The sequence below is a fragment of the Halorubrum amylolyticum genome (assembly GCF_004114995.1).
In the GTDB taxonomy this organism is placed as follows: Archaea; Halobacteriota; Halobacteria; order Halobacteriales; family Haloferacaceae; genus Halorubrum; species Halorubrum amylolyticum.
The window spans coordinates 68,185-93,642 of the sequence record NZ_SDJP01000003.1 but is presented as its reverse complement, the minus strand read 5'-3'; the positions used below and the strand labels follow the sequence as shown (position 1 = coordinate 93,642).

General features: G+C 71.5%; 25 protein-coding genes. 6 read left to right on the top strand and 19 right to left on the bottom strand.

Annotation, left to right across the window (positions count from 1 at the left end):
• Positions 1-245: 245 nt before the first annotated feature.
• On the top strand, positions 246-476 hold the full coding sequence (locus tag ESO89_RS04405) for a DUF1328 domain-containing protein (protein WP_128904466.1): 231 nt from the start codon (positions 246-248) through the stop codon (positions 474-476).
• A 173-nt stretch (positions 477-649) separates the two neighbouring features.
• Here the strand turns inward: ESO89_RS04405 and ESO89_RS04400 are convergent, their stop codons facing one another.
• The 4 genes from ESO89_RS04400 to ESO89_RS04385 form a co-directional block, all read right to left on the bottom strand.
• Positions 650-1,111 carry a molybdopterin-dependent oxidoreductase gene (locus tag ESO89_RS04400; RefSeq protein ID WP_128904465.1) on the bottom strand — a complete coding sequence of 154 codons (462 nt, stop codon included), beginning with the start codon at positions 1,109-1,111 and terminating at the stop codon, positions 650-652.
• Between the two features lie 487 nt (positions 1,112-1,598).
• Positions 1,599-4,061, bottom strand: a complete 2,463-nt coding sequence (locus ESO89_RS04395; protein WP_206731725.1) for a heavy metal translocating P-type ATPase — start codon at positions 4,059-4,061, stop codon at positions 1,599-1,601.
• Positions 4,062-4,156: 95 nt separating this feature from the next.
• Positions 4,157-4,912 (bottom strand): helix-turn-helix domain-containing protein, encoded by a 756-nt coding sequence (locus tag ESO89_RS04390; RefSeq protein WP_128904464.1) that lies wholly within the window; start codon positions 4,910-4,912, stop codon positions 4,157-4,159.
• Between the two features lie 54 nt (positions 4,913-4,966).
• A complete protein-coding gene (locus ESO89_RS04385; protein ID WP_128904463.1) occupies positions 4,967-6,217 on the bottom strand; it encodes an ABC transporter substrate-binding protein in 1,251 nt (416 codons plus the stop codon).
• A gap of 240 nt (positions 6,218-6,457) precedes the next feature.
• Here ESO89_RS04385 and ESO89_RS04380 point away from each other — a divergent pair, with 240 nt between their 5' ends.
• A complete protein-coding gene (locus ESO89_RS04380; RefSeq protein WP_128904462.1) occupies positions 6,458-6,865 on the top strand; it encodes an Htur_1727 family rSAM-partnered candidate RiPP in 408 nt (135 codons plus the stop codon).
• Entirely contained in the window at positions 6,862-8,091 is a 1,230-nt protein-coding gene (locus ESO89_RS04375) for a TIGR04347 family pseudo-SAM/SPASM protein (protein ID WP_128904461.1), read from the top strand. Before ESO89_RS04380 ends, ESO89_RS04375 begins: the two co-directional genes overlap by 4 nt.
• Position 8,092: 1 nt before the next feature.
• Here ESO89_RS04375 and ESO89_RS04370 read toward each other — a convergent pair whose 3' ends face one another.
• Both ESO89_RS04370 and ESO89_RS04365 read right to left on the bottom strand, forming a co-directional pair.
• On the bottom strand, positions 8,093-8,389 hold the full coding sequence (locus ESO89_RS04370) for a hypothetical protein (RefSeq protein ID WP_128904460.1): 297 nt from the start codon (positions 8,387-8,389) through the stop codon (positions 8,093-8,095).
• A gap of 77 nt (positions 8,390-8,466) precedes the next feature.
• Positions 8,467-9,072, bottom strand: a complete 606-nt coding sequence (locus tag ESO89_RS04365; RefSeq protein ID WP_128904459.1) for a helix-turn-helix domain-containing protein — start codon at positions 9,070-9,072, stop codon at positions 8,467-8,469.
• 148 nt (positions 9,073-9,220) lie between these two features.
• Here ESO89_RS04365 and ESO89_RS04360 point away from each other — a divergent pair, with 148 nt between their 5' ends.
• Positions 9,221-10,054: a geranylgeranylglycerol-phosphate geranylgeranyltransferase gene (locus ESO89_RS04360; protein WP_128904458.1), complete on the top strand. Its 834-nt coding sequence runs from the start codon at positions 9,221-9,223 to the stop codon at positions 10,052-10,054.
• 158 nt (positions 10,055-10,212) lie between these two features.
• Here ESO89_RS04360 and yciH read toward each other — a convergent pair whose 3' ends face one another.
• The 7 genes from yciH to ESO89_RS04325 all read right to left on the bottom strand — a co-directional run bounded on the left by yciH (position 10,213) and on the right by ESO89_RS04325 (position 18,202).
• Positions 10,213-10,506 carry a stress response translation initiation inhibitor YciH gene (gene yciH / locus ESO89_RS04355; RefSeq protein WP_004596695.1) on the bottom strand — a complete coding sequence of 98 codons (294 nt, stop codon included), beginning with the start codon at positions 10,504-10,506 and terminating at the stop codon, positions 10,213-10,215.
• Positions 10,507-10,596: 90 nt separating this feature from the next.
• Complete coding sequence (locus tag ESO89_RS04350; RefSeq protein WP_128904457.1) at positions 10,597-12,954, bottom strand: transglutaminase domain-containing protein; 2,358 nt, start codon at positions 12,952-12,954, stop codon at positions 10,597-10,599.
• Positions 12,951-14,018 carry a DUF58 domain-containing protein gene (locus ESO89_RS04345; RefSeq protein ID WP_128904456.1) on the bottom strand — a complete coding sequence of 356 codons (1,068 nt, stop codon included), beginning with the start codon at positions 14,016-14,018 and terminating at the stop codon, positions 12,951-12,953. Before ESO89_RS04345 ends, ESO89_RS04350 begins: the two co-directional genes overlap by 4 nt.
• Before the next feature lie 4 nt (positions 14,019-14,022).
• Positions 14,023-15,066 (bottom strand): AAA family ATPase, encoded by a 1,044-nt coding sequence (locus ESO89_RS04340; RefSeq protein WP_128904455.1) that lies wholly within the window; start codon positions 15,064-15,066, stop codon positions 14,023-14,025.
• 263 nt (positions 15,067-15,329) lie between these two features.
• Positions 15,330-16,667: a dihydroorotase gene (locus ESO89_RS04335; RefSeq protein WP_128904454.1), complete on the bottom strand. Its 1,338-nt coding sequence runs from the start codon at positions 16,665-16,667 to the stop codon at positions 15,330-15,332.
• 154 nt (positions 16,668-16,821) lie between these two features.
• Positions 16,822-17,004 (bottom strand): hypothetical protein, encoded by a 183-nt coding sequence (locus tag ESO89_RS04330; protein WP_128904453.1) that lies wholly within the window; start codon positions 17,002-17,004, stop codon positions 16,822-16,824.
• A 394-nt stretch (positions 17,005-17,398) separates the two neighbouring features.
• Positions 17,399-18,202 (bottom strand): hypothetical protein, encoded by an 804-nt coding sequence (locus ESO89_RS04325; protein ID WP_128904452.1) that lies wholly within the window; start codon positions 18,200-18,202, stop codon positions 17,399-17,401.
• 444 nt (positions 18,203-18,646) lie between these two features.
• Between ESO89_RS04325 and ESO89_RS04320 the strand changes: the two genes are divergently transcribed.
• Entirely contained in the window at positions 18,647-19,234 is a 588-nt protein-coding gene (locus ESO89_RS04320) for a DUF7344 domain-containing protein (protein WP_128904451.1), read from the top strand.
• Between the two features lie 16 nt (positions 19,235-19,250).
• Positions 19,251-19,805 carry a hypothetical protein gene (locus ESO89_RS04315; RefSeq protein WP_128904450.1) on the top strand — a complete coding sequence of 185 codons (555 nt, stop codon included), beginning with the start codon at positions 19,251-19,253 and terminating at the stop codon, positions 19,803-19,805.
• Between the two features lie 6 nt (positions 19,806-19,811).
• Here the strand turns inward: ESO89_RS04315 and ESO89_RS04310 are convergent, their stop codons facing one another.
• The 6 genes from ESO89_RS04310 to ESO89_RS04285 form a co-directional block, all read right to left on the bottom strand.
• Entirely contained in the window at positions 19,812-21,062 is a 1,251-nt protein-coding gene (locus ESO89_RS04310; RefSeq protein WP_128904449.1) for an MBL fold metallo-hydrolase, read from the bottom strand.
• A 73-nt stretch (positions 21,063-21,135) separates the two neighbouring features.
• Positions 21,136-22,257 carry a DNA replication complex subunit Gins51 gene (locus tag ESO89_RS04305; protein ID WP_128904448.1) on the bottom strand — a complete coding sequence of 374 codons (1,122 nt, stop codon included), beginning with the start codon at positions 22,255-22,257 and terminating at the stop codon, positions 21,136-21,138.
• Positions 22,258-22,267: 10 nt separating this feature from the next.
• Positions 22,268-23,431: a DNA primase small subunit PriS gene (priS, locus tag ESO89_RS04300; protein WP_128904447.1), complete on the bottom strand. Its 1,164-nt coding sequence runs from the start codon at positions 23,429-23,431 to the stop codon at positions 22,268-22,270.
• Between the two features lie 91 nt (positions 23,432-23,522).
• Entirely contained in the window at positions 23,523-24,521 is a 999-nt protein-coding gene (locus ESO89_RS04295) for an ornithine cyclodeaminase family protein (protein ID WP_128904446.1), read from the bottom strand.
• A gap of 90 nt (positions 24,522-24,611) precedes the next feature.
• A complete protein-coding gene (locus ESO89_RS04290) occupies positions 24,612-24,860 on the bottom strand; it encodes a hypothetical protein (protein WP_128904445.1) in 249 nt (82 codons plus the stop codon).
• A gap of 157 nt (positions 24,861-25,017) precedes the next feature.
• The gene (locus tag ESO89_RS04285) at positions 25,018-25,428 is read right to left on the bottom strand and encodes a DUF3054 domain-containing protein (protein ID WP_128904444.1); all 411 of its coding nucleotides are present in this window, start codon (positions 25,426-25,428) and stop codon (positions 25,018-25,020) included.
• Between the last annotated feature and the right edge of the window lie 30 nt (positions 25,429-25,458).

Here is a 25,458-nt window from a genome sequence, read left to right as displayed (position 1 = left end):
GCGAGGCATCGACGACACGAACCGAGCGAATACATCAATATTCGCTATATCGATCTTCCGTTGACCGGCCGCGACCCGTTTCGTGACGCTGGACGATACGCTCCGCACCGACCGCGTATCGGGAGGGCGCCGCTTGCGAGAACCGGGCGGCTCTGTCGGACGCCACCGGATCTGATTGAGCGGTTACGCACGTCGTATCGGCTTTGAGGCTCCATAACTAATGGCGCGTCCACCGCACTACTCGCATGGACGCCACAATCGCGACGGCCGTCGATCACCAGTTGCCGTCCCTGTTCGGAAACCCGGTTCCGCTGCAGTTTTCCGGTGACTTCCTTCAGTGGGCGGTGGTGTTCTTCGTTATCGCGATCGTCGCGGCGGTCGTCGGCGCGCGCGGGGTCGCCGGCGTCTCGATGGCCGTCGCGAAATGGTTCGTCATCATCTTCCTGGTGCTGGCCGTGATCTCGATCGTCCTCTGAGCGTCCGATGGTCCCCCGCGCCGTCGTTCGCGGAACGCACGAAACGGATCGGCCTCGGCACTCATAGGGCTCGTCATCGCTGGTGCCGAGGCAGCTCGGAGCGGTGCATCGTCATCGGCCGGTGGCTCGTAGTCGGCTCGTCGCCTAAAAGGGCCGGGTCGGAGCCGTCGCCGTCAGTACCCGAGGTCCTCGTAGTCCCGCGGCTCCTCGCTCGGGCCGAGCCGCAGGAACCGGAGTTCGCGGACCCCGCGAACCGTCCGTCCGGCGTCGACCGGGGCGACGAACCGCGGGCGGCGGGCCGGCGGCAGGGGATCGCCCGCGCGTTCGACCGCGAGCACGGCGTCGAGCGCGGTCCGGATCGGCACGCAGACGGCGTACCCGTTGGCGCCGACGCGGACGTGAGTCGCCTCGGGGTCGATCGCCACGTCCGGCCGGTCGAGCAGCGCCGCCACCGGGAGCCCGCGCCAGACGCCGCCCCAGCGCTCCCCGCTGGCGCAGAGGAACTCCTCCTCGACGCGTTCGAGCTCTCCGTCGTCGACCGCGTCGCAGACCACCGTCCCGTCCGCGAGCCCGCGCAGCCGCACCGCGATCGGAGACGCCGCGTCCGGGCCCTCCCCGCGTTCGCGTGGGCGCATGGTCACCGGTAGGTGACCCGGCCTTACAAATCGGCCGCACGTTTTCGGGATCTGGGCATCCCGCGTCGACGAGCCGGGGGAGCGAGGCCGATCCGGACGCGCCGCTCGTCGATCGAAAACTCGGAACGGGGTCGGTCACTCGCTGCCGTGACACGACCCTGCGTACGCGTTCCACCGGCCGGTTCCGTTCGGGATCCGCCCCGCGTCCGTCGGGTCGAACGTCGCCGCGGAGCGCGCGACCGCCTCGGCCGCGGTCGGCAGGTCGTCGCTCGCCTCGCAGTCGTCCGCGGCGTCGTCGGTCGACGCCGCCGGTTCCGTCTCGATGCTCGTCTCGCGCGTGCTCGGACCCTCGGGACCGACCGCCGCCTCCGATTCCGAGCCTGGGTCAGCCGTGTACTACGGGTGGCACGTCCGGCCCGACGAGCGCATCCTTAATAATTGTTCATTTTTGTTCGAGCCTTGCGGGCGGCGGGCTCCGTCCCTCCGCCTACTCGAACGACTCGGGCTCGATCCCGGAGAGACGCATCGCGTTGCCGGTGACGCCGAGGCTCATCCCCATGTCGCCGACGACGACCGCGACCGCGACGCTCACGAGCCCCAGCGGCACGCCCAGCGCGAGCAGGAACTTCACGCCGAGGCTCGCCCAGATGTTCTGGCGGATAACTCCGTTGGCGGTGTGCGACAGCGCGTACAGGTACGGGAGCTTCGCCACGTCGTCGCCCATCAGCGCGATGTCGGCGGTCTCCAAGGCGGTGTCCGTCCCCGCGGCGCCCATCGCGACGCCGACCTCGGCGGTCGCCAGCGCGGGCGCGTCGTTGATCCCGTCGCCGACCATCGCCACCTCGCCGTACTCGGCCTGTAGCGACTCGACCGCGTCCACCTTCTCCTCGGGCAGGAGCTCGGCCCGGTACTCGTCGACGCCGACCGACTCGGCGATCGCCCGCGCGGTCCCCTCGTTGTCGCCGGTTAACATCACGACGCGCTTCACGCCGAGTTCCCGGAGACGTTCGACCGCCCGCTTCGAATCGGACCGCACCTCGTCGGCGACCGCGACCGCTCCGGTCAGCTCCGTCGCCGTCCCGACGAGCACCACCGTCTTCCCCTCCCGTTCCAGCGCGGCGAGGGCGCCCTCGGCGAACTCGCCGGGGGCGGTGTCGGCAGCGTCGGGAGCGCCTTCAGCGACGACCCCGCCGTCGGTCTCCGCCCGCGCCCGCGACAGGTCGAATCCGAGCTCCTCGAACAGCGCGGGCTTCCCGGCGTAGTACGTCTCGCCGCCGATCTCGGCGCGGATACCCTTCCCGGTCAGGCTCTCGAAGCCCGTCGGCTCGGGGAGGTCGGTCACCCCTTCCCGGTCGGCGCGGTCGAGCACCGCCGCGGCGATCGGGTGCTCGCTCCGGCGTTCCAGCGCCGCGGCCCGCCGCAGCAGCGTCGCCTCGTCGGCGCCGCCCAGCGGAAGCAGGTCGGTGACCGCGAGCTCGCCCTTCGTGAGCGTGCCGGTCTTGTCGAGCGCGACGGCGTCGACCTCGCCCATCGCTTCGAGGTGGTTGCCGCCCTTGATCAGCACGCCGTTTTTCGCCGCGCTCGTGATCCCGGAAACCACTGAGACGGGCGTCGAGATGACGAACGCGCAGGGGCAGGCGATCACCAGCAGCGTGAGCCCGCGGACGAACCACGTCCCCCAGTCCGCGGCGAACGTGATCCCGTAGCCGGCGACGTCGACCGCGATCGGCTCCGCGATGACCAGCGGCGGCACCGCGGCGGTCAAGATCGCGAGCACGACCACGACTGGCGTGTAGTACCCGGCGAAGCGGTCGACGAACCGCTCGGTCTCGGTCTTCTCGGCCTGCGCGCCCTGCACCAGCTCGATGATCCGCGCGAGCGTCGAGTCGCCCGCGGTCGAGGTCACCTCGATCTCGAGGTACCCCTCCTCGTTGATCGCGCCCGCGAACGCCTCGTCGCCGGGGACCTTGTCGACGGGGACGCTCTCGCCCGTGATCGGCGACTCGTCGACCGCGCTCTCGCCCTCGATCACGGTCCCGTCGAGCGGGACCTTCGCGCCCGGCCGGACGACCACGGTCTCGCCGACCGCCACGTCGTCGGCCGGAACGGTCACCTCCCCGTCGCTTCGCCTGACGGTGGCCTCGTCCGGCGACAGCTCCATCAGCTCTCGCAGCGAGTCGCGCGCCCGGTCCATCGCGTAGTCCTCCAGCAGCTCGGCGACGCTGAAAAGCACCGCTAGGGTAGCCGCCTCGACGAAGTAGCCGATCCCCGTCGCCGCGATGATCGCCGTCCCCATCAGCAGGTCGATGTCGAGGCTCCGGTTGCGCGCCGAGTAGTAGCCGCCGCGGATGACGGGAATCCCGCTCGCTGCGACCGCGCCGAGGAACAGGACGCCCGAGACGCGGATCGGGTAGCCGAGCACGCTCGCGACGACCGGATTCTGCGCGGTCAGGACGAACTCGAACAGGAGCCCGAGCGTCACGAGCCCCGCGCCCAGCCACGTCTTCTTCGCGCGCGGCGTCGTCCAGACCTCGGCGGGGGGCGCGACGGCGACGCCGCCGGAGCCCGCGTCGGCGTCGGCGGCACCCTCAGCGTCGTCACCGCTCTCTTCACTCCTTGACCGTCCGCCGGTGACCTCGTAGCCGGCGCCCTCGATCGCCGCGACCACGTCGTCCTCGTCGACGACCTCGGGATCGTACGTCACGGTCGCCGTTCCCGCGGTCGGGTTGAGCGCGGCGTCGGTCACGCCGTCGAGGCGCCCGAGCGCGTTGTCGACCTTGCCGGCACAGGAGGGGCAGTCCATTTCGGGGACCGCGAGGCTTACGGTCAGCTCTCGGCGGTTCCCGTCTCCGCTCGACCCTCCGCCAGCGGTCGTCCCGCCGGCGGTCGTCTCGCCGGCGGTTGTCTCGCCGGCGGTCGTCTCTTCGCTGTCGTTCGGGCCGTCTCTCATTACGCTGAGAGAGGGGACGTATCTCGATAAGCCTTAGTTGGAATATTCCAACACGCAGGGATCGATCGGACCGGGCGACACCGACCCCTGCCGTCTCACTCCGATCCCGGCGCGGCGTCGACGACCCGCCCCTCGGCGACGTGCGCCTTCGCGAGCCGCTCTTCGGCCCGGCGGAGCCGGTAGGTGAGCGTCGAGCGCGGCACGTCGAGGTGGTCGGCGAGGCCACCGACATCGACCTCGCGCGGGGACTCGTAGTAGCCGTGTTCGACGGCGGCCCTGAGCGCGGCCTCCTGTTCGGGAGTGAGGCCGATCTCGCTTCCGTTCGCTCCCGAACCGCCGGTCGCGCCGGAGACGCTCGCCGTCTTGAGCAGTTCGGTCCGGGCGGCGTCACCGACGGCATCTCGGAGCGCGTCGAAGAACGTGCCCACGTCGCCCTCGCCGGAGTGGATGAGCCGCCAGGTGTAGTGGCGCCCCTCGTGGCGCGTCTCGAACAGGGCGCTCTCCCCGAGGTGGTCGCGCGCGATGTGCGGGACGGACGCGCAGACGGGCGTGGGCTCCCAGTCGGTGTACAACACCAGCGCGTCGTCCGTGTGATCGAGGACGCGGGTGGTCTGCGTCGCGCCGCAGTGTTCGGTCGCGAGGCAGTCGGCGTAGTAGTCGCCGTCGAGAAAGGCGGCCTCGACGTCGTCGAGCGCGGCCGGGGTGCCGGCCGCGTGGTCGACGCGCCAGAGGTGGTCGTCGGTGGCGTGCACCGACAGCGACCGGACCCGAGCGCCGGGGTGGTCGGCCAGCGCGTCGGCCACCCTGTTGCGCCCCGACTCGTACTCGAGGGCGAAGACGAGTTCGCGCATACCGGACAGTAGGCGCCCGGTGGACATAAGGCGTGGGCTCGCCCGCAACCGCGCTTATTCGAAGTCGCCGCTGACGATGTCCGCGACCCGCTGGCGGTCGAACAGCTCGCCGTCGACCCCGTACACCTGACCGGCGGCCCGCTCCGTCAGCACGAGGTTCGTGATCGGTCCCTGGTAGAGCGACCCCCCGCGGTACACGTCCCCGTTCTCGACGGCGGTGAGTCTGCTCGCGACGTTGTGGTCCTCCATGAACGAGACCACGGTGTCTTGGAACTCCGTCTCGGTCTTGGCCTCGTTGCCGCGGAGCAGCAGCACGTCGGGGTCGATTTCGAGCAGCGTCTCGTAGTCGACCTGCCCGCGGTCGCTGTGGAAGTCGCGGACCTCGGTCGTGGCGAAGGCGTCCTCGACGCCCAGGTCGCGCCACTGCTTGAAGCTGGTCCCCTCGTCGATGAGGTACGGGGAGAACGCCGTGGGCTCGTCCACCGGCTGCGGCCACATGACGGCCACGGACGGGCGATCGCCCTCCGGCGGAACGACCTCGTCGAGCTCGTTCTGGAACTCCTCGTGAACCGTGTCGAACGCTTCGTAGCGCTCCCGCTCTTGGAAGACCTCGGCGAGGTTCTCGAAGGCCTCGTACAGCGTGAGGTACTCGTAGTCGTGCCACTCGTAGCCGCGGGAGAAGATGCTGTTGCCGAAGAACGGGGTCCCCGCCGACTCGATCTGATCGATGTCGTCCTGTTCCCAGTTGCTGGTCCGACCGAGGATGAAGTTCGGGTCCATCACGAACACGTCCGCGTCCTCACCCAGCGCGAGGAAGTTCTCGACGTCCAGTTCGCTCTCCCACAGCGATGTCATTCCGCTCTTGTCGACGCTCAGTCCGGGAATCTCCTCGTAGTACTGCGTGTGGTAGCGCGACGTGAGGTACACGGCCTCCGGGGGGTCCTGTCCGAGCGCGATCCCCATGTCCGCCCAGCTCCCGTTGTTAGCGACCCACGTCTCGGGGACCTCATCGAACTCGACCGGTCCGACCGGCTCCATCGTCACCGTGTACGCCTCGGACGCGGATTCTCCCCCGGACTCGTCGTCGGCTCCATCGCTCCCGTCGCTCCCGTCTCCGTCGTTCCCGCCTCCGTCGCTCTCGTTTCCGGCGTCACCGTCTCCCCCGCCCGTCGAGCCCGAGTCCGCGCTGTCGGTACACCCGGCGAGCAGCCCGGCGGCGACGATCGAGCCGCCGTACGTCACGAAGTCCCGCCGAGTCGGCCCGCTCCGTCCCGCCTGTTCTCCCGTCGCGTGGTCTTCTGCCATGTGTTTTAGGCCCGGCTAAAACGTAATAACCGCTCCGATTCTTAGGCGGACCAAAATTGTGGGGCTCGCGTGACCCGTGGTGTACCCAGCTAGGCCCGTGCTCCGAGACGGGACCGCCGCCATAGCCATTTCGTATATCGAAAGTCAGTTTATACGTCCGGTGGCCGAACGTGTTCGGGGGCGTTTCGCGGCCGTGGGAACCCTCGAAACCGGGTTCGGTGGGCCGTGTGTACCTCGGGTATGGTCGAGAAGACGGACCGAACCGGCGGATCGGGCGGGGCGCGCTCCGCGGACGGCCGACGCTTCGAGGTGTTCGTCCGCGAGGAGGAGGCGGACCCGCTCCGCCACGTCGGCACCGTCGCCGCGCCGACCCCCGACGCCGCCCACGAGGAGGCGAGCAAGCTCTTCGCGTGGTACGCCCGCGACGTGTGGGTGTGTCTTGCCGACGAGACGCACCGGTACTCCGCCGAGTCGCTCGCGGACGAGGAGGGCGGCGAAACGAACGGCGAGGGCGACGCCGACGAACTCGCCGGCGACGCCGACGAGCCGCGGGTCTACGAGGAGACGGAGGGGACCCCGACGGTCTCGTGCGGCGGGGCGCCTGCGGCCGACGCGGTCGACACCGACGACGCGGAGGGGCCCCGATGATCTCGGTCAGCAAGCTCCTCTGCGACCTCGACGCCGAGAGCGACGGGCTCCGATACGACGCGGCCGACGGCTCGAAGGAGCCCCAGATCACGGACGACAAACAGCGGCGCCCGGTCGTCGTCTGGAACACCACGAAGCGGTGTAACCTCTACTGCGAGCACTGCTACGCCGCGGCCGACCAGGAGGGAGCGCCGAACGAGCTGTCGACCGCGGAGGGGAAGGCGCTCATCGGCGACCTCGCCGCGTTCGGCGTGCCGGTGCTCCTGTTCTCCGGCGGGGAGCCGCTCGTTCGCGAGGACCTCCCGGAGCTGATCGAACACGCCGCCGACAGCGGGGTCCGGCCCGTGCTCTCGACGAACGGGACCCTCCTGACCCGCGAGCGCGCCCGCGAGCTGAAGGGGGCGGGGCTCAAGTACGCGGGCGTCTCGGTCGACGGCCTCCCCGAGCGAAACGACCGCATCCGCGGCGAGGAGGGGGCGTTCGACGCCGCGGTCCGGGGGATCGAGGCGTGTCTCGACGTGGGGCTCAAGACCGGACTCCGGTACACGATCACCGAGCACAACGTCGAGGACCTCGCTGGCGTCGTCGACCTGCTCGTCGACGTGGGCGTCGACCGGTTCTGCTTCTATCACCTCGATTACGGCGGGCGCGGCGCCGACATCTCCGACGTGGACCTGAGTCCCGAGGCGACCCGCAAAGCGGTCACCGACCTGTGTGACCTCACCCGCGAGTACCACGACGCGGGCGAGGAGATCGAGACGCTGCTCGTCGGTAACTACGCCGACGCGGGCCACCTCGTCGAGTACGCCGACCGCGAGATGGGGACCGACCGCGCGCGGCTGATCTACCGGTACCTCCAGCGCAACGGCGGCGACCCCACCGGCGAGCGCGTCGCCGACGTGGACCCCGTCGGCAACGTCCACCTCACGCAGTTCTGGCAGGGGTACTCGCCCGGCAACGTCCGCGACCGGTCGTTCGGCGCGATCTGGTCGGACGAGTCGAACCCGCTGCTCGGGGCGCTCCGCGAGCGCGAGGACCGGCTCTCCGGGAAGTGCGCCGACTGCGCGTACCGGAGCGTCTGTCGCGGCGGCTCGCGGCTCCGCGCGCTGGCGGCCCACGACGACCCGTTCGCGCCCGACCCGAAGTGTTACCTCACCGAGGACGAACGCCACGGGAACGCGGCGCTGAGCCGGATCGGCGGCGGCTCCGCGGCCGACGCGGACTGAGCTATCGGTCCGGTCGGTCGCTCTCGGCGGCCGGTGCTCGGTTGCGCTCCTCGGACGGGTCTTCCGCGGTCACGTAGGTCTCTCCCGCGGTGACGTGGGTCTCTCCCGCGGTGCCGTACTTCTCTGAGAAGCGCTCGTCGGAGAGTTCGCCGCGCGCGACGCCGATCGCGTCGCGGACGAGCTCGACCGTCACGTCGTCGTGCACGGGATGGGGGACGATCGCGTCGGACCCCTTCGCCGCGTCGCGTCCGGAGTCGCTTTCCGGCGGGGATCGAGGGTCGGTTTGGGAGTCGCTCATGGATCGACTCTCGGTCTCCGGCTCCCTCCGTGCCACGCTTTATCGATGGATAATTTTAAAAACGAACGCCGGGAAGCTCACCCCTCGACCTCGTCGAACACGTCGGTGACGAGCTTCGCCTGTGCGGTCCGGAGCCGCTGTGAGAGCGCGGACTTGCTGATGTCGAGTTCGGCGGACAGTTCGCCGAGCCCCACGTCGCGGTCGTCGTCGAAGTAGCCGCGGACCACCGCGAGTTCGAGCCCCTCCCGCTGTTTCGGGGTGAGCGCGGAGAGGTCGAAGGTCACCTGCTCGGTCGCCTCCGGCCCCTCGACGACCGCGAGCCGGACCAGCCGGACGTGGTCGAGGACCTCCCTGAGCGCGCCGACCACGTCGCGGACCGTGTTCCGGTCGTCGACGTAGGTGGTCACGAGCACCGTTCCGTCCTCGACCCGCTGGACGTGCGGGACGCAGCCGAACCGCTGGAAGATCCGGCAGAGACAGTCGTCGGAGACCTCGCCGCGGGCGCGCACCAGCCCGTCGTCGTCGGTCGGTTGCACGTCGACGGTGCACTCGTGGCCCACGGCGTTGACGGCCACGTCGCTCGCGTCGAGGGTCTCGGAGACGATGGGGCAGTCCCAATCGTCGTTCGGATCGATGTCGAGGTCGACGCGGAGCCGGCGTCCGTCCCCTGCGACTTCGGCCATGGGGTCGCTTGTCCTCCCGACGGCTTAGACGCCCGGCGGATCTTCAGTATCCGGGAACGCGCGCGCGGCGGGTGACGGCCAGCTTCCCCCGGCGTCCGCGCCCGATCCCGCGCCGTTTATGTGCCGCGCCGCGGTGGACTAAGACGACGTGCGCGAGACAGCACGCGGCGCCCTCGAACTGGCACGCCCGGGCAACTGCGTCGCCGCCGCGGTCCTCACGGCGACCGGCGCGTTCGTCGCCGGCGCCGGCGACGCGCTCGCTCCGGCGGCGATCGCCGCGGTCACCACCGCCTTCGCGGTCGCCGCCGGCAACGCGATCAACGATTACTTCGACCGCGAGATCGACGCGATCAACCAGCCCGACCGCCCGATCCCCCGCGGCGCGGTCTCGCCGCGGGGCGCGCTCGGGATCTCCGGCGTCTGGTTCGCGGTCGCCGTCGCCCTCGCGCTGACGCTCCCGCCGCTGGCGCTCGCGCTCGCCGCCGTCAACCTCGTCGCCCTCGTCACCTACACGACGGTTTTCAAGGGGACGCCGGGGCTCGGCAACGCTCTCGTCTCGTACCTCGTGGGCTCGACGTTCCTGTTCGGCGGCGCCGCCGTCGGCCGCCCCGAGGCGGTCGTCGCCCTCGCGCTGCTCGCGGCGCTCTCGACGTTCGCCCGCGAGGTGATCAAAGACGTCGAGGACGTGGTCGGCGACCGCGAGGAGGGGCTCCGCACGCTCCCCGTCGCGATCGGCGAGCGGCGGTCGCTGTGGGTCGCGACCGGGTCGCTCGTCGTCGCCGTCGCCGCCAGCCCGTTTCCGTACCTCTCGGGGACGTTCGGCGGCGCCTACCTCCTCCTCGTCGCCGTCGCCGACGCGGTCATGCTGTACGCCTGCCACGAGGCGTTCGCCGACCCGACGGCGGCCCAGCGGCGATTCAAGTACGGGACGTTCCTCGCGGCGGTCGCGTTCGTCGTCGGCCGGGCGGCGCTGCTCGTTTAAGCGGATAGCCGAAGTGGCGCGGCCGACGGCGCCGCACCCGACGGCGCTGCACCCGACGGTGGCGCGGCCGACGGCGCCGCGGCTGGCCGGGTGAGGTCGCCGAAAATCCGCGACGCGGAAACCCGCGAACCGCTCGACGACGGACGGTTAGGTGACGGTCACGCGACGTTGAAGCCCTTGTCGCGGAGGAAGTCCTCCACGCGACCCGAGTGGTTCCCCTGCAGCTCGATGGCGCCGTCCTCGACGGTGCCCCCGCAGGCGAACTTCGACTTGAGATCCGACGAGAGGGAACTCAGGTCGACGTCCTTCGGGTCGAATCCTTCGATGACCGTTACCTCCTTACCGTACCTGCGCTCGTCGATGCGGATGCTGATCTGCTGGGACTCCTTCGCGACGTCCTCGCAGACGCAGAGTTCCTGGGGCAGTCCGCACGTCGAGCAGACTTCCGACATTACGGCCGAAACTACAGGGTGCCCGTATTAAATAGTGTCGGGAGTGCGGGCGCCGCGCACGCCGAGCGCGGTCGCCTCCCGCCCGCGACTTCAGTTTCCGCCGAACAGCCGGCCGATCACGGGCGTCCGCTCCAGCGCGAGCCGGCGGACCGTCCGCCGCGCCTCGTCCGCCTCCACACGCGTCACCGACTCGGCGTACGCCGCCCGCTCGTACACCTCGCCGACCGCTCGCACCCGCTCGTCGCCGTCGCGGAGCGGGAGGGCGTCGAGGTACGCCCGCGGCGTCTCCCCGGGGCGCCGTTCGCGGTAGCGTCGCGCGAGCAGCCGTTCCAGGTCCGCGAACGCCCGCTTCGCGTCCTCGACGGGCTCACCGCGACCCAAGGGGACCCGAACGCGGACGGCGTGGCGCGCGCGCTCGGCGAGGCCGAGCCGGCGGGCGCCGGCGACCCCGACGGTCACGACGAACAGCCAGTACGCGGCGGCTTCCCGCGAGGGGAGCGGGAGCCCGCCGTCGCCGCCCTCGCCGGCGCCCGGTTCGGCGCCGCCAGCCGGCGTTCCGTTCCGGACGAGCCGCTCCCGCGAGATCCCTTCCTCGACGGCGGACGCGTCGGTCCCGTTGGCGTCCGGGAGCGCGTCGTCGCTCCCGTCGCTCCCGTTGCTTCCGTTCGCGTCCGCGGGCGCGCCGCCGTCCGCGTCGGGTGTCGCGTCGGGCACCGGCAGCGGCGTCGGCTCGTCGCCCTCGTTGCTCGGGTCCGACTCCTCCGTGTCGACGCCCGCCTCGCCGGTCTCGCGGGCCTCCGCGAGGCGCTCGCTCCGGGCCTCGTCGCGCTCGCTCGGCGGAGTGGGGTCGAACTCGACCCAGCCGTGCTCCGGGAAGTACACCTTCACCCACGCGTGGGCGTCCTGTCCGCGGACGACGTACCGGTCCTCGCCGACCCGCTCGCCCTTGGAGTAGCCGGTCGCGAACTGCGCCGGAATCCCCTGCGAGCGCAACATCGCGACCATCGTCGTCGCGAAGTACGTGCAGTAGCCGGCGTCCATCTCGAAGAGGAACGCGTCGGCCACGTCGCCCTCGGGCTTCTCGACCGCGAGCGAGTAGTCGTACTCCTCGATCAGGTACTGCTCGATCGCGGCGGCCTTTTCGTAGGGGCTCTCGGCGTCCGCCGCCTCGACGATCGCCTCGGTGCGCTCGTCGACGCGGTCGGGCGTGCTCTCCGGGAGCTGGGTGTACCGCTCCTCGATCGCGGGGTCGTACGCCGTGCTGGCGTTCCGGAGTGCGGCCGGCTCCGCGTCGAGCACCCGGCTCTCGACGGTCGTCGCCTCGCCCGGGCGCAGCGCGGCGCCGAGACGGAGCGTCCCGCGCTCGTCGACCTGCGCCGTCGAGGCGCCCGAGCCGCGTACGTCCACGGCCTGCCACGGCGCGGGCAGCGCCGTCGATTCGGTCCGCGCCGTGACCGTGACGTTCGCGGTCGTCGTCTCGCCCGGGGGACCGTCGAGTGGTCCCTCCAGCGTCGACCGCTCGCCGGAGCGCACCCAGCCGTCGCCGGTGTAGGTGTCGTAGGCCGCGACGTGCCAGTTGGACGCGACGGGGCTGTCGATCTCGTACCGGACCTCGGGCGAGAGCCGGATCGGTCCCACCAGTTCGACCTCATCGCCGCCGCTGACCGACGACTCCAGCGTCCGGCCGCGGTCGGCCCCCCACGGCTGCGCCGCGCCCGCCGGAAGCACGGTGATCGTCGCGCTCACGAGGATCATCGCCGTCAGCACGGCAGCGAGCCGGTCGCCGTGGCTTCGGAGCGCGCCGGGCGTCGACAGCGTCGAGAGCCCGGCGGCGAGCGCGGCGCCGGCGACGCCGACCAGCGCGGCCACCTCCCCCGCGTCGCCGGTGCACACGAGGAACCCGAGCGTGCCGCCGGCGGCCGCGGTCGCGCCGACGTGTTGCCCTCGGCCGGCGAGGTACGCGACGAGGAACGTCGGCACCGGCGCGACCGCGAGCACCCAGGCGTCCGCGAGCGCGAGCCGGAGGATCGAGAGCCCGGTCAGGAGCGACACCACGTCGAGCGCGACGCTCTCGACCGAGAAGAGCGCCCGCCGGCTCGCGGGGACCGCGAAGTAGTAGCCGGCGAGTCCCGCGGCGAAGAGGACCGCCGTCAGCCGCACGGCGGTGCGCTCGGTGACGACGCGCGAGAGGACTGCGCCGGCGACCCCCGCGACCGAGACGGCCGCGGCGGTCCGCGCCGTCCCGCCGACCACGTCGGTCGCCTCGAAGAACACGCCGAGGTACGCCGCGGTGACGAGCGCGACGCCGACGACCGCGGGGTCTGCCAGCCCGCTCCAGTCGTCCGCGGGGGCGTCGGCGTCCTCGCGGCCGAGGTCCGGCAGCGCTCCCGACGCCCGCCGCCTCGCGGCCTCGACCCGCCGCCGGTCGCCGGACGTGCGACCGCTCATCGCCCGCGCACCTCCGGTTCGGGCGGGGAGACAGCCCCTTCCGGCGAACGCTCCGCTCCCGGATCGCCGCCGGCCGCCGACGCCCGGAGGTCGTCGACGGCGACGGTTCGCCCTCCAGTCCGGTACCGCGCGCCGTCGGCGTCGGCGATCACCGCCACGTCGGCGTCGTCGACGGCGACCGGGCCGGGACCGGTCACCGCGGCCAGTTCGAGGGCGGCGCGTCGCCCCTGCGGTCCCGGCCGGGCCGACACGCTCCCGGCCGGCAGCGTCAGATCGACCGGAACCCCGTCGTCGAGCAGCGCGAGCGCGAGGCTGGCGGCCGCGCTCGCGAGGGCGTCGGCCCCCTCGCGCGTTCCGATCGTCGCGCCCGCGATCGACACCCGCCCGCGCCGCGTCTCCGCGGCGAACTCCTTGACCACTATCTCGTCGCGCTTCGCGGTCGTCGGCCAGTGCACGTCCCGGAGGGCGTCGCCGCGGGCGTACTCCCGCAGGCGGTCGAACTCCTCGCGCTGCCGGCTCACGCCGACCGCGTCGGCGGCGTACAGCTCTCCGCGGAAGCGCGCCGGAATCGGGTGACAGACCGGGTACGCGGTCACCGCGTCGGTGTCGTCGACGACCACCTCGCGCTCGAAGAGCCCGAACACGTCGGTCGCGGTCACCGTGGCCGGCCCCACCTGTCGTTTCCCGCGTCGCAGGTACCGGACGCGATACGTTACCGGTCCCTCCCCGATCGACGCGGGGATCGGCGTTTCCGTGGCTTCCAGCCCGTCGTCGGTCTCGTCGGCGATCGCCGCCAGGTGGGTCCCGGACGCCCCCGGGGTCGCCGGTCGAAGCTCGATCCGGACCTCGCGGCGCTCGCCCACGAACCCGTCTTGGGGCGGGACCCGCCGCACCTCGGGGTCCGCGACCCGCGCCAGCTGGACGTAGCCGGCGACGAGGGCGACGATTCCCGGGAGGACGACCGCGTCGAGCGCGCGCCCGCCCGCCGCCAGCCCCAGCAGGCCCCCGATCACGCAGACCGCGACGACGACGCGGCCGCGCCGGGTGAGGGTCGCCTTCGGCATCGGTTCACTCCACGGGGACCCGGTCGAGCGCGTCGGCGACGATCTCCGCGCCGTCGACGCCGCCGGACTCCGACCGGATCCGATGGGCGAACACCGTCGGTGCCTCGGCCTGCACGTCGTCCGGGATCACGTACCCCCGGCCGGCGAGCGCGGCCCGCGCCTGCGCGGTCCGCAACAGCGCGAGGCTCCCGCGCGGGCTGACGCCGAGGCGGGCGTGCCGCCGGGTGTGGACCGCCAGCCGCGCCACGTACCGACGCAGCTCCTCGGTCGCCTCGATCGCTCCCACCGCGTCCCGGGCGCGTCGAACGTCCTCGACCGTCGCGACCGGCTCGACCGACTCGACCGGGTGGTCGCCGGCCATCCGCCCGATGATCTCGGCCTCCTCGTCGGTGTCGGGGTAGCCCAGCCGGATCTTCTTGGTGAACCGGTCGATCTCGGCGACCGGCAGGTCGTACGTCTGGCCGGGCTCCACGTCGTTCTGGGTCGCGATCACGCAGAACGGGTCCGGAAGGGCGCGGGTCTCTCCGTCGGTGGTCACCTGCCGCTCCTCCATCGCTTCGAGGAGGGCCGACTGCGTCTTCGGCGGCGCGCGGTTGATCTCGTCGCCGAGCACGACGTTCGCGAACACCGGCCCCGGCTGGAACTCGAACTCGTCGGTGCGCTGGTCGAACACGTTGACGCCCGTCACGTCGGAGGGAAGCAGATCCGGGGTGAACTGGACGCGCTTGAACGAGCCGTCGACCGAGCGCGCGACCGCCTTCGCGAGGGTCGTCTTCCCGACGCCGGGCACGTCCTCGACGAGGAGGTGGCCGCGGGCGAGCAGGGTGACCACGACGTGCTCGACCGCCTCCCGCTTCCCGACGATCACCGCCTCGACGCTGTCGGCGACGCGATCGGCGAGGTCGGCCACCGCCGCGGGCTCCATCGCGGCCCCCTCCGCGGCGTCGTCCGGGGCGTTCACCGCCGAGGCGGCGGTCCCGGAGTCGCCGTCCCCGTCGCTCCCGCCGACGCCCGCCCCCAGCGGGCCGGTCTCCCCCGGATCAGTCATGGCACCGTTTGTCGTCACGGACCGCGAACCGCGGTCCACGTGTCGCGACCCGGTCCGGGCGCGCGTCGGCGTGTCGCATCCGATTCGGGCGCGCGCCGTCCCGCCGGAGGGCGACCATGTGTGTGGTACCCATTGACATCGGTATGGATCGGATTAGAGTGGAAGCGGCATATGCGTTCCGCCGAGGTGTCGGCGACAAACGCTCCCGGACGCGGATCCGGCGACCCCCGCGAGCGACACCCCCGACTCTAGAACCCGACCGCCTACAGCTCTCGCACGTTCCGCCCGCCCGACTCGCCGAACGACTCCGCGCCGGTGACCGGGTCGCGCTCGTAGACGACCTCGCCGCGGACCGTCGTCAGCTCCGGGAACACGCCCAGTAACCCCTCGAAGGGCGTCCAGCCGGCTGCACCGTGAAGCGCGCCGGCCTCGATCTCGCGGGGGTTCGTCAGGTCGACGAGGACGAGGTCGGCGTCAGCGCCCGGCTCGATCCGCCCTTTCCCCTCGATCCCGAAGATCGACGCGGGGTTGGCGGCGACCACGTCGCGGACGCGCTCCAAGGAGAGGTTCCCCTTCCGGACGGACTCCAGCAGAAGCGGATAGAGGGTCTCGACACCCGGCACCCCGCTGGGCGCGTCGACGAGCCCCTGCCGCTTCTCCGCGACCGTGTGGGGCGCGTGGTCGGTGGCGACCACGTCCACGTCGCCGTCGCGGAGTCGCTCGAAGACGGCCGCGCGCCGCTCCTCGGAGCGGAGCGGGGGGTTCATGCGCCCGAACGTTCCGAGGCGTCCCGCGTCCTCGCGCGACAGGAAGAGGTGGTGCGGCGTCACCTCGCAGGTCGGCGGGGCGTCCCCGGTCGCGTTCTCTCGCGCGTCGACGACCGCGTCTATCCCCTCGGGCGTCGACGTGTGCGCGACGTGGACCTTCGCGTCGCTCTCGGCGCCGGCGTCGAGGGCGCGCTCGACCGCCGCGGCCTCGGCCTCGGCGGTCCGGTAGGCCGACCACGCGTCGGCGCTCGCGGCGGTGCCGATCCCGCCGAGGTCGCCGTCGAGCGCGTCGTCGTCGAACAGCGTCTCGTCCTCGGCGTGGACCGTGACGGGCACGTCGCGGGCCGCGGCCTCGGCGAGCGCATCCTCGTACAGGTCCACGGCGATCCCCATGTCCCCGGTCGAGTCCGCGAGGAACACCTCGCCGAGCGCGAACAGGGGGCGCTCGAAGAGGCTCTCGGGGTCCCAGCCGGCGGTGACGCCGCCGTTGATCCCGTAGTCGACGAGCGAGGGCGCGGCGAGGTCGGCCTTCTCGTCGAAGGCGTCGCCGTCGACCGTCGGCGGCGAGGTGTTCGGCTGGTCGACGACGGTCGTGACCCCGCCCGCGGCCGCGCCCCGCGAGCCCGAGGTCCACGTCTCCTTGTGGCTCGCGCCCGGCTCGCGGAAGTGGACGTGGACGTCGACGGCGCCCGGCAGCAGGTGGCGCCCCCGCGCGTCGACGACGCGCTCGCCGGCGTCGGCGTCGAGCCCGCGCTCGACCGCCTCGATCGTTTCTCCCCGGACCCGAACGTCGCGGACCCACCCGTCGGCCAGCTCCGCGCCCGTGATGAGCATCGTGTCGGCCGGTCGGGGCGAGCGGGATAAACGCTGGTGGTTCCCGCCGGCGGCGACGGCGCAGCCGCCGGATCGCCGCGGTCGCCGCGGTCGCCGCGGCCGCCGCGGTCGCCTCTCGTCCCCCGTCGCCGGAAGCGGCGCCGAGGTCGGCGAACTACTCCGCGTCCCGGGCCGCGATCGCCAGCGACGCGGTGACGGCGTCTCCGACACCGCACCCGAGCGCGTTGACGACGAGGGAGACGCCGACCGCCTCCCCGGCTCCCAGCTCCGAGATTGTCGTCGCCGTCCGGTCCGGACTCCGGATCTCGGCCAGCACGTCCCCGGTCCCGTCGATCACCTGAAACGCGAAGCGCGTCCCACCGGCGTCCGAGCCGGTGCTGGTCGGAGTGAACGCGAACGAGACTCGCTTCGCCGCCGCCGACCGGTTCGCGAGCAGGAAGGCGCAGTCGAACTCGGTCGCGGTCCGACCGGGCTCTCGCTCACTCCCACCGCGTAGCCGTTCGGGATCAGACCGACGAGCCCTCGCGAGTCGTCCACGACGGTGATGGTTACCGCTCTGCCCCCCAGTTAGACCGCGCTGAACGCCCCGAAACCGGTGACGCGGTCCCGCTGGCGACGGCCGCGCACAGCCCGAGTAGCACCTGTCTCCGGTTCATCGTATCCGGATCTCGTGTGACGTGTCTGCGTCGGCTCAGTACGCGGGCTGCGTCGGGCCCGCGAGACCGGTCGAGCTACTCCACCCCGGGGTCGGCGGCGTTGTTGGCGCTGACGACCAGCTCCTCCGCGAGATCGGTATCGTGAGCCGTCTCGTCGTCCCGGGTGTCGACCTGCATGGAGACGTACACGGACTCGCCCGGCGGGATCGCCTCGTCGGGGTCGTTGTCGTTGTTGAAGCTCAGGGCCTGCTTGGCCCCGCTCTGTCCGTCCGTCGGATCGTCAAGGTCGAGGGTGGCGGTGTTTGTGGCCGTGGCCCCGTCGACGGTGCTGGGGTCGTCGGGTCCCGAAACGGGCCCGTCGTCGCCGCTGATCTCGGTCGCCGACCCCTGCAGGTAGACGGTCGCGCCCGGGTTGCTCGACTCGGTGTTCAGTCCGATCTCGATGTCGAGCGTCTGTCCGCTCTGGTTGTGAACGACGAACGCCGACTGGTCGGTGCCGCCGTTATCGGACACCCACGGCGCCCCGTTGCCCGCCGCATCCGGGTCGGTGTCGCTGTCGTGCAGGCTCTCGAAGTCGATCTGGTCGCCTTTCGCCTCGTCGTTCATCGCGCCGAGCTGGTACCGGGAGTCGTCGTTGACTCCGCTCCCCCCCGCGTTTCGGCCGAGGTCGATGTACAGCTCGCCGTTTTCCTCCCCGATCTTCCCGCCGACGCCGCGCGCGCCGCCGGGAACGAGCTGGATGTACGCGTTCGCGTCGTTCGCCACGGTGACGTTCGCGTCCCGTGCCATCGACGCGCTCGTGAACGCGCCTGTACCCATCGCGGCCGCGCTTCCTGAAGCCAATGCGCCCAGTCCGACGACGAATTTGCGTCGTTCCATGTCGTATCTCACCTGTGTTCACACACCCCCGCAACCGGGCCTTCCGGCCGGAAGTGCTTGGGAAACCCATGCAAGGGGAGGTACTTCGTTATGAGATCCTCGACACGATCCCGAGCGCGACTCGTCAGGTCTTCGAGGACAACTCGTCGCGGACCGATCGTCTCCCGTTGTTCCCGCCGGTCGGATCTGCGGGTCGTATCGCGCCTCAAGCCGGTCTTCAGACAGTCGTTGATGCGCAGGACCCGTCGCCGATCGAATCGTATGGGGTCTCATACTCCGGTTCAGACCCTCCTCTCGCGAACGATGAGGGGACCCATCCGCTCATCGGTCGAAGGATTATAGATAAACTATCCTACCACTTTATGCCATATCCTCCCATACGATACAAGCGAGATTCGCCGGTTCGGGTTGGGGGCCTTCGGCCGGCGAAAGGGGTTCACAGCAATGGTATCCACTCTCACCACGGCGGACGGATCGAACTCGAACGGGGGTGAACTGTCCGAAGACGAGATCTTCGAGGTGCTCTCGAACCGTCGGCGACGGTTCGTCATCCACGCGCTCAAACGCAGGGAGGGGGCGGTCGAGGTCTCCGACCTCTCCAGGCACGTCACCGCCTGGGAAGTCGGCGTCGAGCCGGATGAGGTCACGTACGAGGACCGCCGAAACGTGTACAGCACGCTCCAGCGCACCCACTTGCCGAAACTGGAGGAGAAGAACGTGGTGACGATCGACGAGGAGGAGAACCTCGTCCGGGCGACGCCCGAACTGGAGAACCTGGACATCCACGTCGAGGTGCTGAAAAGCAGGGAGATCCCCTGGAGCCTCTATTACGTCGGGCTCGCGGGCGTTGCGGTCTCGCTGCTTCTCGCGGTCGCGACCGACACGCCGGGGTTCGCAGCGCTCGCTCCGCTCGACGTCGGGATCTTCACAGTCACCGTCTTCAGCGTGTCGTCGATCGTCCACCACGTCGTCGGGCGACGCGCCCGCCTCGGCAACACGGGGAAACCACCCGAACTCCGCAAGCGCCAATGAACGAACGAGCCCGCGAATGAGCACGATCACCCGACCGCCGCCGTCCCGCGTGAGCGTCCTCCGTGCCCTGAGCATCCTGCTCGCGTTCACGGCGGCGGTCGGGCTCGTCTTCGGCACCGCCGGCTTCTCCGCGATGGACGCCGATCGCGGGCTCGCGGTCACCGTCACCGACGACGAGCGAGCGTACCTCGGCTACGAGCCGGTCGCCGACGAGAACGAGGCGATCACCGAGAACACGTCCACGGTGCTCGTCGAGTACCGCAACCGGTTCGGCGTCCGCCTCGATAGCTTCTCGGTCGACGTTTCGAGCGAAGACGCGGGGGCCGGTCCCACGGTCGAGGCCTTCGGCGCCCCCGATCACCTCGATCGGGGGTCCGCCGCTCCCGTCAGCGTCACGCTGGAGTGTTCCACGGAGCAGACGGTCGCGCTCGAGTTCGAGGCGACCGGCAGCGGTCCGGGGGCAAGCGTCTCGCTGGACCGCACCCTCAACGTGACGTGCGTCCCCGAGAGTGAGGCACCGGGGGGCAGGGGCGATCGCGCCCGAGGCGATGGTGAGAATAACAGCCGCTAATCACCCTCACAACACCGCCATCTCTCCCAGCTCCGGCGCGCTCGCCGCGAACCCGTCCGCACGGAGGTCGGCCGCGAACGCCTCGCAGCGGTCGCCGTGGGTCACGAGGACGCGCGCCCCGCGGTAGGCGTCGAGGAACGCCTCCAATCCCCCGCGGTCGGCGTGCGCGGAGAAGTCGAACGACGCCACCCGGGCGCTGACGGGACGCACCGTCCCGTTTATCGCCAGCCGGCCGTGCTCCTGTAGCTCCCGGCCGGGCGTCCCCTCGACCTGATACCCGGTGAGCGTCACCGCGTTCGTCGGGCTGCCGCGTATCTCCGGGAGGTACGAGTGGACGGGACCGCCGGCGAGCATCCCCGAGGTGGTGACGATCAGCGCGTTGTCGCGAGCGATCCGCTCGCGCTGGCCGTCCCGCCCGGTGACGAAGCGCGCGGCGCCCTTGGCTCGGCGGAGCGCCTCCGGATCGCGCAGGAACTCGGGGTGTCGCCGAAGGAGCCGCGTCACCCCGACGCCCATCCCGTCGACGTAGGGCGTCAGGTCGTTCGCCTCGGCGACGAGCATGAGCTCCTGTGTCCGCCCGATGGCGAACGCGGGCGCGACGACGGTGCCGCCCTCCCAGATCGTCGTCCGCACGCGCTCCGCCCAGCGATCCTCGACGGCGCGGCGGTCCTCGTGGGTCACGTCCGCGTACGTCGACTCGCAGATGACGACGTCGGCGTCGGGTCTGGCGATCGTGCCCGAGACGAGCCGCTGGTCGTCGGTGTGGAAGTCGCCGGTGTACAGCAGGCGAGTATCGCCGTCGTCGACAAGGACGTGCGCCGATCCCGGGATGTGGCCGGCGTTGAACAGCGTCACCTCGTATCCGCCGCCGTCGACGCCGCCCGCCACCGCGAACGGCTCCGCGTAGGCGTGACGCTCCTCGACTTCGCCGAGCCGCGCGACGTGCTCCTCCGAGAAGGGACAGCGGGGGCTGTTGCCGTGGAGTTTCAGTGTGTCGCGCGCCAGCGTCCGCGCGAGTTCCGCGGTCGGGGGCGTCCAGTGGACCGCCGGCCGCCGGTCCCCCTTCAGGAGGGCCGGCACCGCGCCGACGTGGTCGAGGTGGCCGTGCGAGACCACCACCGCGTCGGGCTCGGGGTCGCGGAGGGGGTACTGCGGCGGGTCCGCGGTCAGCAGACCGTAGTCCAAGAGCAGCGCGTCGTCGACGAGGACCGCGCTCCGTCCCACCTCGCGGGCGCCGCCGAGGAACTCGACCTCCATCGCCGGACGCTACTCGTCCGCCGCGTTAGTGCTCGTCGGTCCGGGCGTCGGCAGCGGGCACCGAGACGCGGCCTCAGTCGAGCCGCTCCGCGGCGTCCCGCTGAACCAGCGGCTCCGCGTTCTCGGCGGGGAGGGTCACGACGTCCTCGCTCGCGAGGTCGTACTCCCGCTCGTCGACTCCGAAGATCGCCCCCACGTCGCGGGTGATCCTGACCGTGGCACGGTCGGTGGCGTCGGAAGCGGCGGCGTCGGAACTGTCGGTGGCGTCGGGAGCGGCGGCGTCGGAACTGTCGGTGGGGTCAGGAGTATCGGTGGGGTCAGGGGCGTCGGCGGATTCAGGAACGTCGCCGGCCCCACCGTCGTCGCCCCCAGCCGTCTCAGCCCCCTCGTCGGTGTCCGCGCCCGGCGCTCCGGGGGGTGCGGGCTCCGGCGGGACCGGAGTCGGACCGTCGCTCGCGGCCGGACCGGCGTCCGCGGGCGGGGCGTCGGCCGGCCGCGCTCCGCCGTCGGTCGTGGCGTCGAGGGCGTCGGTCACCTCGCCGTCCGACCCGCCCATGGCGCCCGCGAGCGCGTCGGCGCTCCCCTCGGTCCCCGCCGTTTCCTCCGTTCCGCCGTCCCCCTGCGGCGGCGTTTCCGCCGGAGGTTCGGGCTCCGGCGCGGACGGTGCCGGGTCCGCCTCGTCGAGCGCGGCCGGCGCCTCCCGGGTCGTCGTCGCGTCTCCGGATGTCATCGCCTCCCGGGTCGTCGTCGCGTCCCCCGCTGGCTCCGCGCTTTCCGTCGGTACCGGGTCGGCCGAGTCCGGGGGCGCCTCGCCGGCGAGCACGTCGAGCACGCGCGACTTGTTCTCGCCGATCCGGTCGACGAGGTCGTCGAAGAGCCGTCGCTCCTCCGTGGTCATCCCGTCGGCGTCGACCGGCATGTCCGCCGCCGCGAACGACGCGAGCTTGACGACCTTACCGACGCGGCGCTCGTACACCGCCTCCGCGACCTCTTCGGCGGTCTCGACCTCGTCGGACATCCGCCGCACGTCGTCGTCGGAGAACGGCTTGTCGACCTGCTCGGCGCGGCGGTCGCGGGCCGCGCGCAGGTCGGCGACGTAGGCGGCGACGTCGTCGTAAAAGGAGTCCCGCAGGTGCTGGAGGCTGTCCTTGCGGCGTTCCTTCGCCTGCGCGGATCGAAGCTCGTCGAGGTTCATTTGTCGTCCGTCATCGTTCGGGGGCTTTCCGCGCCTCGCCGCGGGCCATCAGGAAGATTCCCGCGAACTCCGGCACGGCGTTTCTACCGGGTTCAACTCTAACGCGCTCGCCGTTTAATTCTACCGTCCGATCGGCGTCGGTTTCGATCCGGATCTCGCGCCCGACGAACCGGTCCGGGACCGCGTCCCGGAGCGGGTCGAACTCGTCCAGCTCGTCGCGGTCGATCGGGGTGACGACGAGCCCGGAGCCGCCGTGCAGCGTGCCCGGCAGGCGGATGAGTCGCCGCGTGTCGGTAGTGACCGGCTCGTCGATCGGCGCGGTGTCGGTCGCGGTCACGCGCGCGGCCAGCGCGGAGACGAGCCGGCGGACGCCCGGCCCGCCCGCCTCCACGTTGCCCTCGCGGACCGCGGTGGGGTTGCGCTCGAAGGCGCCGAGGATCGTCTCCGCGCGCCCCTCGCCGATCCCCTCGAGCTCCATCAGCCGCTCTCGGGCCTCGCCCTCATCCATGTCGCGGAGGTCGTCGGCGTACTCGATCAGGGCCTCGTGGACGCGCGCCCCCCAGCCGCCCTCGGTCCGGAGGACGCGCTTCGTCGTGCCGCGCTCGGAGACCGTCCGGATCAGCCCCTCCGTGTCGAGGTCGATCGCGCGGACGTAGTCGACGATCTCGCGGCGCGCGTCGCTGTTCAGCTCCCGGACGCTCTCGTCGCGGACGTGGACGTGGTAGCCGCGGCCGCCGGAGAAGACGACGGTGAGGTCGTCGAACGCGAAGTCGTCGTCGAGGAAGTCGAGGAGCCGCAGGAGCGCCTCCTTGCACTCGGCGAGCATCTCGGGGTACGAGGTGGTCTCCGGGTCGACCCCGGGGAGGTGGTCGGCGTCGAGGTCGAAGACGAGGTCGGCGGAGCGCCACCCCTTCCCCGACATCGTCGACGCGCCGGGGTCGTCGTAGCGGGCGGCCGAGAAGTACGCGTGCCGGGGCGCGTTGTCCGCGAAGAACGTGTCCACGTCGCCCAGATCGTACAGCGACTGGTGCCGGAGCATCGTCGTGCCCGACCCGGGAGTCCACGGGATGTGGCCCCACTCGCGGAGGTTCGCGTCCGGCGGGAGCGCCGGCGAGGCCCGGCGGTAGTAGTCGCCGAACCGGCCCTTGAGGTACTCGCGCGTCCGGTCGTCCATCGTCTCATCGGGTACCGGCGGTCGACGTATCAACGTATCGTTCGCGGTCGCCGCGGGCGGGGACGGCGGCTCCCCGGTCGTTCCCTTCGGTTCACTCCCCCGTGAGCGCCTCGCTCGCGGGCGCGAAGTCGATCGTCTCTCCCCGCCCCTCCTCGCTCGCCCGCTCGTAGAGCATGTTCGCGGCTGCGACCGTCTCGATCCCCGTCCCGCCGGAGTCGAACACCGTGACCTCGTCGTCGCCGGTCCGGCCGGGATGCCCTCCGGCGACGATCTCACCCAGTTCGGCCGCGACGTGGTCCTCGTCGACCAGCCCCGCCTCGATCGCCGCGAGGAACGACCCGGCGTCCTGCGTGGCGCGCGCCCGGAGGTCGGGGACGTAGGTCGCCCGCGCGACGAGTTCGGGCGGCAACTCGTTCTTCTCCGGGTGGTACTGGCCCATCGCGGTGACGTGGGTGCCGGGCTCGACATCCGCGTCGTCGATCACCGGGTCGCTCGCGGTGGTCGCGGTGATGACCACGTCGGCGCCGGCGAGGGCGTCGCTCGCGCTCGCGACCGCCGACACGTCGGCGTCGAGCCGACCGTCGAACGCCGCGGCGAACGCCTCGCGGTTCTCCGCGGTCGGAGAGAAGACGCGGACCGCCTCGAACTCGCGGACGGTCGCGGTCGTCGCGAGTTGACCGCGGGCCTGCGCGCCGCTGCCGATCACGGCGAGTTCGGTCGCGTCCGCGCGGGCGAGCGCGTCGACCGCGGTCGCCCCCGCGGCACCCGTCTTAAACGGGTTCATCGAGGCGCCGTCGAGCAGCGCCAGCGGCTCGCCCGACTCGGCGTCGAAAAGCGGCGTCATGAACCACGCGTCGCCCGCACCGAAGCCGGCGGAGTAGGAGTACCCGCCCATCGCGCCGGTCTCCGGAAGCACCGCGGCGTAGGTGGTGAACATTCCCGGCGGCTCGCGGTTGAACAGCTTCGTCCGCGGCTCCGCGGGCGCGCCCTCGCCGATCTGGCGGTAGGCGTCGCGGACGACCGCGACGTAGTCGGCCGGCTCGGCGAGGTCGTCGACCTCGGCGCTCGTCAGGAACAGGGCGTCGGTCATACCGATCCGGTCGGGCGCGGGGGACTAAACCGTACAGGGAACCGGAACGGTCGATCAGCGATTCGCGGTCGGTGCGACGGGACGGTCCCGTCAGTCGGCGCCGCCGGTCCGCGATCGGCCGACCCGTGACTGACCGGTAGAGCGTCCCGCGGCGCGGTCGGTCCAGACGCGCGCCTCGTTCGTGACTGGGGCCTTGACGAACATCGCGTGGGCCACGATGGCCCCCGCGACGAGTGCGCCCCCGGGAAGCGCGGCCGTCAACGACAGCCCGACAAGGTTCAACACGGCGGTCACACCGATCAACGCTGCCGGATGATCGCATAAGGTATGACGGCGTATTCGTCGGTGATCGGCGAGTGGTGACGTGGCGGAGATGGTCGGGTGGCGATGGTCGGGCGGAGATCGCGCTCGGAACGGGTGTGAAAAGCGAGTTCGAGACTGCGAACGCGGCGGTCGAAACGTCGACGCGACCGTCTTTGAGCGTGAACGCGGCCGCTTACCGGAGCTTGAAGTACAGCGCGCGCCAGCCGCCGAGCACGACCGACCCGAGAACGAGCATGACCGCCGCGAACGTCAGGGCGGCGCTCCCGCGGAAGACGAACTGGCGGAGCGCGAGCCCGACGACCGCGGCCGGTATCCACGACCGAATGACCAGCGGGACCGACGACTTCGCGGTCTCGACGGCGCCGGCCGAGTACGCACCGATCAGGGGCGCGACGAGCACCCATCCGATCAGGAACGGCGCGTACACTTCGAGCAGGTACAGGGGGTTCGCGGACAGGTACTCGACGTTGCTGTGGTTGAGCGCGCCGATCGTCAACAGGACGATCAGCGCGATCAGGTCGCCGACCGAGAGGGGGACGGCGTCGCGGTCGAGGCGTGTTGTGAGGAACGACGAGTCAGCCATATCGACCCGTCGGAGCCCCCCCTACTTTGT

Coding starts and splice junctions, on each gene's coding strand:
- ESO89_RS04405 (WP_128904466.1), top strand. CDS start 246: ATGGACGCCACAATCGCGACGGCCGTCGATCACCAGTTGCCGTCCCTG.
- ESO89_RS04400 (WP_128904465.1), bottom strand. CDS start 1,111: ATGCGCCCACGCGAACGCGGGGAGGGCCCGGACGCGGCGTCTCCGATC.
- ESO89_RS04395 (WP_206731725.1), bottom strand. CDS start 4,061: ATGAGAGACGGCCCGAACGACAGCGAAGAGACGACCGCCGGCGAGACA.
- ESO89_RS04390 (WP_128904464.1), bottom strand. CDS start 4,912: ATGCGCGAACTCGTCTTCGCCCTCGAGTACGAGTCGGGGCGCAACAGG.
- ESO89_RS04385 (WP_128904463.1), bottom strand. CDS start 6,217: ATGGCAGAAGACCACGCGACGGGAGAACAGGCGGGACGGAGCGGGCCG.
- ESO89_RS04380 (WP_128904462.1), top strand. CDS start 6,458: ATGGTCGAGAAGACGGACCGAACCGGCGGATCGGGCGGGGCGCGCTCC.
- ESO89_RS04375 (WP_128904461.1), top strand. CDS start 6,862: ATGATCTCGGTCAGCAAGCTCCTCTGCGACCTCGACGCCGAGAGCGAC.
- ESO89_RS04370 (WP_128904460.1), bottom strand. CDS start 8,389: ATGAGCGACTCCCAAACCGACCCTCGATCCCCGCCGGAAAGCGACTCC.
- ESO89_RS04365 (WP_128904459.1), bottom strand. CDS start 9,072: ATGGCCGAAGTCGCAGGGGACGGACGCCGGCTCCGCGTCGACCTCGAC.
- yciH (WP_004596695.1), bottom strand. CDS start 10,506: ATGTCGGAAGTCTGCTCGACGTGCGGACTGCCCCAGGAACTCTGCGTC.
- ESO89_RS04350 (WP_128904457.1), bottom strand. CDS start 12,954: ATGAGCGGTCGCACGTCCGGCGACCGGCGGCGGGTCGAGGCCGCGAGG.
- ESO89_RS04345 (WP_128904456.1), bottom strand. CDS start 14,018: ATGCCGAAGGCGACCCTCACCCGGCGCGGCCGCGTCGTCGTCGCGGTC.
- ESO89_RS04340 (WP_128904455.1), bottom strand. CDS start 15,066: ATGACTGATCCGGGGGAGACCGGCCCGCTGGGGGCGGGCGTCGGCGGG.
- ESO89_RS04335 (WP_128904454.1), bottom strand. CDS start 16,667: ATGCTCATCACGGGCGCGGAGCTGGCCGACGGGTGGGTCCGCGACGTT.
- ESO89_RS04325 (WP_128904452.1), bottom strand. CDS start 18,202: ATGGAACGACGCAAATTCGTCGTCGGACTGGGCGCATTGGCTTCAGGA.
- ESO89_RS04320 (WP_128904451.1), top strand. CDS start 18,647: ATGGTATCCACTCTCACCACGGCGGACGGATCGAACTCGAACGGGGGT.
- ESO89_RS04315 (WP_128904450.1), top strand. CDS start 19,251: ATGAGCACGATCACCCGACCGCCGCCGTCCCGCGTGAGCGTCCTCCGT.
- ESO89_RS04310 (WP_128904449.1), bottom strand. CDS start 21,062: ATGGAGGTCGAGTTCCTCGGCGGCGCCCGCGAGGTGGGACGGAGCGCG.
- ESO89_RS04305 (WP_128904448.1), bottom strand. CDS start 22,257: ATGAACCTCGACGAGCTTCGATCCGCGCAGGCGAAGGAACGCCGCAAG.
- priS (WP_128904447.1), bottom strand. CDS start 23,431: ATGGACGACCGGACGCGCGAGTACCTCAAGGGCCGGTTCGGCGACTAC.
- ESO89_RS04295 (WP_128904446.1), bottom strand. CDS start 24,521: ATGACCGACGCCCTGTTCCTGACGAGCGCCGAGGTCGACGACCTCGCC.
- ESO89_RS04285 (WP_128904444.1), bottom strand. CDS start 25,428: ATGGCTGACTCGTCGTTCCTCACAACACGCCTCGACCGCGACGCCGTC.